5 protein-coding genes are annotated in these 3,998 nt (G+C 37.9%); 1 reads left to right on the top strand and 4 read right to left on the bottom strand.

What is annotated here, in order from left to right:
* Nucleotides 1–267 precede the first annotated feature (267 nt).
* The 4 genes from IKV95_RS07020 to IKV95_RS07005 are packed head-to-tail and all read right to left on the bottom strand — an operon-like array spanning nt 268 to nt 3,544.
* Nucleotides 268–1,239 carry a biotin--[acetyl-CoA-carboxylase] ligase gene (locus tag IKV95_RS07020; protein WP_069126562.1) on the bottom strand — a complete coding sequence of 324 codons (972 nt, stop codon included), beginning with the start codon at nt 1,237–1,239 and terminating at the stop codon, nt 268–270.
* Nucleotides 1,229–2,407: a CCA tRNA nucleotidyltransferase gene (locus IKV95_RS07015; RefSeq protein WP_069134645.1), complete on the bottom strand. Its 1,179-nt coding sequence runs from the start codon at nt 2,405–2,407 to the stop codon at nt 1,229–1,231. The genes IKV95_RS07020 and IKV95_RS07015 overlap by 11 nt, the downstream gene beginning before the upstream one ends.
* 11 nt (nt 2,408–2,418) lie before the next feature.
* Entirely contained in the window at nt 2,419–3,210 is a 792-nt protein-coding gene (gene dapB / locus IKV95_RS07010; RefSeq protein WP_287451564.1) for a 4-hydroxy-tetrahydrodipicolinate reductase, read from the bottom strand.
* 4 nt (nt 3,211–3,214) lie between these two features.
* Nucleotides 3,215–3,544 carry a nucleotide pyrophosphohydrolase gene (locus tag IKV95_RS07005; RefSeq protein ID WP_029092629.1) on the bottom strand — a complete coding sequence of 110 codons (330 nt, stop codon included), beginning with the start codon at nt 3,542–3,544 and terminating at the stop codon, nt 3,215–3,217.
* A 194-nt stretch (nt 3,545–3,738) separates the two neighbouring features.
* On the opposite strand from IKV95_RS07005, the gene IKV95_RS07000 reads away from it, so the two are divergent.
* The coding region (locus IKV95_RS07000; RefSeq protein ID WP_287451562.1) for a Lin0512 family protein at nt 3,739–3,998 on the top strand (260 nt) is incomplete at its 3' end.

Here is a 3,998-nt window from a genome sequence, read left to right as displayed (position 1 = left end):
GAAAGCTTCCCTCACGTTAGGAATGACTAAAAATAAACAGCTACCAAAAAAAGGTAGCTGCCTAAGTGACATATTTTGCTTAATTTTGAATAACAACACTATTTGACATAGAGCCAAAATAATCATGAAGTTTTAAGTATTATAAAAGACTTTCTATCTGTCAGCATAACTCTACTCAAAAAGGCGAACTTATCTCATTGATAAGTTCGCCTTTCTTGTTCAACACTACCTTTTTAAAAACATAATATTGAGGTTTTTGTTGACTATTTATATTTCAATATCAGCTGAATATACGTGGTGAATTTCGCCCGCTGCATCTTGTAATAATAATACGCCATCATCGGTAATACCTTTAAATTCGCCTTCTAAAACACCTTTTAAGGTACGAGCTTTAATGTTTTTATTAAACTGCAAAGCATGCGCTTCCCAATATTTTTTAATTGGAGAAAAACCTTCAGTCAAGTATTGTTGATAAAATGCTTCGAAGTGTACTAAAATTGCTTGTATTAAAGCACTGCGCTGTTGTTTTTCTCCACTTTCAAGTCGTAAACTCGTTGCAATCGTTGCAATATCCTCAGCAAAAACAGCCTGATTAACGTTGATTCCCATGCCGATGATGACTGCTTTTACTTCTTCCGGATCACTGACCATTTCCGTCAATACGCCACAAACTTTTTTACCTGCAATGAAAATATCATTAGGCCATTTAATCTGTGCTTCAATCCCTACAACTTCTTTTATAGCCGCTACGATTGATACTGAAGCTAAAAATGTCAATTGTGGAAACTGTTGCATCGATAACTTTGGTTTTAAAATGAGACTCATAGCGATATTATCCCCTGGCTCTGATAACCAAGCGCGTGACAACCGTCCGCGACCTGCACTTTGAAAGTTAGTCACAACAAGCGTGCCTTCTGGTGTATCTTGGTGCAGTAGTTGTTGTGCAATCAATTGGGTTGAACTTGTCTCTTCGACATACACAATTTTTTGGCCAATTACCTCTGTCTTCAAACCAAGATAAAGTTCATTTTCTGAAATTTGATCGGTATTTTGTTCTAGGCGATACCCTTTATTTCTCACGGCTTCAACCAAAAAACCTTCTTCTTTCAAGGCATTCATATGTTTCCAAACCGCTGTGCGTGAACAGTTAAGATGATCCGCAATCGCTTGTCCAGAAACAAATTCAGTTTCTGTTGAAGAAAAAAGTTCTAATAAGGCTTTTCGAATATCAGTTTTCATTTTCTACCCACTCTCTAATTGCACTTGCTTCATTCGCTAATAAACCTTCAACAACAGCAACTTCAATCTTGCGTATCAGTGTCGCAATCCAAGCACCTGGTGCTTTTTCTAACCAAAGCATTAAATCATGACCACTAACTGCCAATTGATGACGATTCTGAATTGGTAATTGGTGGTATTGTTCCAAAACTTCTGTTGTGTCTGTTGCTATATTATGTGCCCTCTTTAGTTGCTCTACTAATGTGATTGTAGCTTCACCTGCATCGTATAATGTAAGTGAAGACCACACAGGCACTGTTTGGTAATAAGTCAATGCGTGACTGACAGCCGTCATCATTTCATTTGAAGCTTTCCATTTTTTTAAGAAACGTTTCGCTTCTAGTGGCGCGACCTCGGAACAAAAAAGCGTCCATACTAATTGCGGTTGACGTTCACTTGGCCAGTTAATTGTTTGTAGTTTTTCTAAACTGGTGGCAGCTTCTGCTAAACCGGGCAGATGCTGATATATGTTTGTATCAGTGATTAACGCTAATCCTTGTTGCACATTACTCCCTAATAATAGTTTTGTCATTTCAACATAACAACGTTCAACTGCAATATGCTCCAATAATGCACGGTTATTTTTAATGGCGTTCTTTGTTGCTAGCTCCAATGTGAATCCGAGTTGACTCACGAATCGTAATGCACGCATCATTCGTAATGCGTCTTCTGAAAAACGCTCATCAGCAATACCAACTGCTTCAATTATTTGTGCCACAATCGCTGCTTGACCCTGATAAGGATCATGCAAAATACCAAATTGATCCATTGCGATGGCATTCATCGTAAAATCACGACGTTTTAAATCCTCTTTTAACGAACGTACAAATGTGACTTCGTCTGGACGACGATAATCTTGGTATGTTGACTCTGTTCGGAAGGTTGTGATTTCATACCCTTCTTTTTCCATCATTACCGTCACGGTTCCATGTTGAATTCCCGTATCAATTGTATGGCTAAAGAGTTTTTTAACCTCTTCTGGATAAGCCGAAGTGGCAATATCCACATCAGCGATTGGTCGATTAAGAATGACATCCCGCACGGAGCCACCAACAAAATAAGCTTCGTATCCAGCAGTTGTTAATGTTTCTAATAAAGGCAGAGCCTCTTTAAATTTTCCTGTTAACATGACATCCCTACCTAATCTAATATGTTATCCAATCCATAAACTAATCCAGGATTTACAACCACGTGATCCACACCTAGTTTTACACCCGACATAAATGACGCACGGTCATATGAATCGTGACGAATTGTTAAACCTTGTCCTGATGCACCAAATAGCACTTCTTGATGTGCAATTAAACCGGGTAAGCGGACACTATGAATACGCATACCTTCATAATTAGCACCACGAGCACCAGGCATTGTTTCCTCTTCATCTACATTTCCTTGGTAATGCTCTGGACGTACTTCTGCAATCATCTCAGCTGTTTTAACAGCGGTTCCAGATGGAGCATCTAACTTACGATCATGGTGGAGTTCTGTAATTTCAACATCAGGAAAATACTTCGCTGCCATACGTGCAAATTTCATCATCAAGACAGCACCGACTGCAAAATTAGGTGCAATTAAACCACCTGTTTGATTTGTGATTGCTAAACTCTGTAATTCTTCTATCTGTTCTGGTGTAAAACCAGTTGTTCCTACAACAGGTGCTACTTTGTGTGAAAGTGCCATTTTAGTATGTTTGTAACCCACTGCAGGTGTTGTTAATTCAATGAGTACATCAAAATTTTCCTCAGAAAATAATGTTTCAATCTCATTGTAAACTGGTACATCATAAGCATTAAATTCAGCAATTTCATTTATATTTTGATGTTGGTGACGGTGACCTAATACGCCGACCAATTCATAATTTTCATCATTTAAAACTAAACGAACCGCCTCTGAACCCATGCGTCCCGTATAACCTGTTACCGCAATTTTTATCATTTTAGTCATCCTTTCGTTCCCAACGATCTTTATCGCGGGTGTTAAATTTATGCAGCACTTCTTCGTGTGCCTCTTGTAAATCAATGCCTAATGAATTAGCCATACAAATAATTGTGAATAAAACATCTCCAAGTTCTTCTTTAACAGTTACTTCTGCTTCACTTGTTTTTTTTGGTTTTTCACCGTAAAAATGATTAACTTCACGTGCCAATTCACCGGTTTCTTCGGTAATACGTGCCATCATCGCTAATGGTGAAAAATAACCCGTTTTAAATTGACCGATATGGTCATCTACTTCTTGTTGAATCGTACGCATGGACTTATCTGTCATCGTTATCATCCTTTCGGTTTCCCAACTGTCTATTATATTAAGACAATTGCTCATTCGTCACTTTGACGTTTATATGGACTCACTTTTACAATAATACTCATACATTATTGTATCATTTTTTGTAAAGGCTGAACAACTTGATTTAACAGCTTTCTACACCTATACTGAAACTATACGAATGGAGGTTTTTTGTTATGAAAAAAGTACTCTTTATCCAAACGGGTTTTGGTGTCGATGTTCATGGCCAAGATGTCACTAAAGCAGCTGTTCGAGCTGTTGATAATGCCATTTATCATAATTCAATGGCTGGTATTGAAGCAATGCTCCCAAATGAAGATTTAAATAATATGTGTGTTACTGTTAAATTAGCAATTCCTACTGATGAAGCAGAGCTGGATATAGAAGCTGTTAAAGCTCGCATCCCTTTTGGCACAGTTACCGTTGAAACACAACG

This window comes from Brochothrix sp. (assembly GCF_017549435.1).
GTDB lineage: Bacteria > Bacillota > Bacilli > Lactobacillales > Listeriaceae > Brochothrix > Brochothrix thermosphacta.
Note: the sequence above shows the minus strand (reverse complement) of the source record. Positions and strands in the feature narration are given on the sequence as shown.

Bases quoted from the DNA above. Each gene is read 5' to 3' on its own strand.
- IKV95_RS07005 (WP_029092629.1), bottom strand. From the start codon at position 3,544: ATGACAGATAAGTCCATGCGTACGATTCAACAAGAAGTAGATGACCAT.
- IKV95_RS07015 (WP_069134645.1), bottom strand. From the start codon at position 2,407: ATGTTAACAGGAAAATTTAAAGAGGCTCTGCCTTTATTAGAAACATTA.
- IKV95_RS07020 (WP_069126562.1), bottom strand. From the start codon at position 1,239: ATGAAAACTGATATTCGAAAAGCCTTATTAGAACTTTTTTCTTCAACA.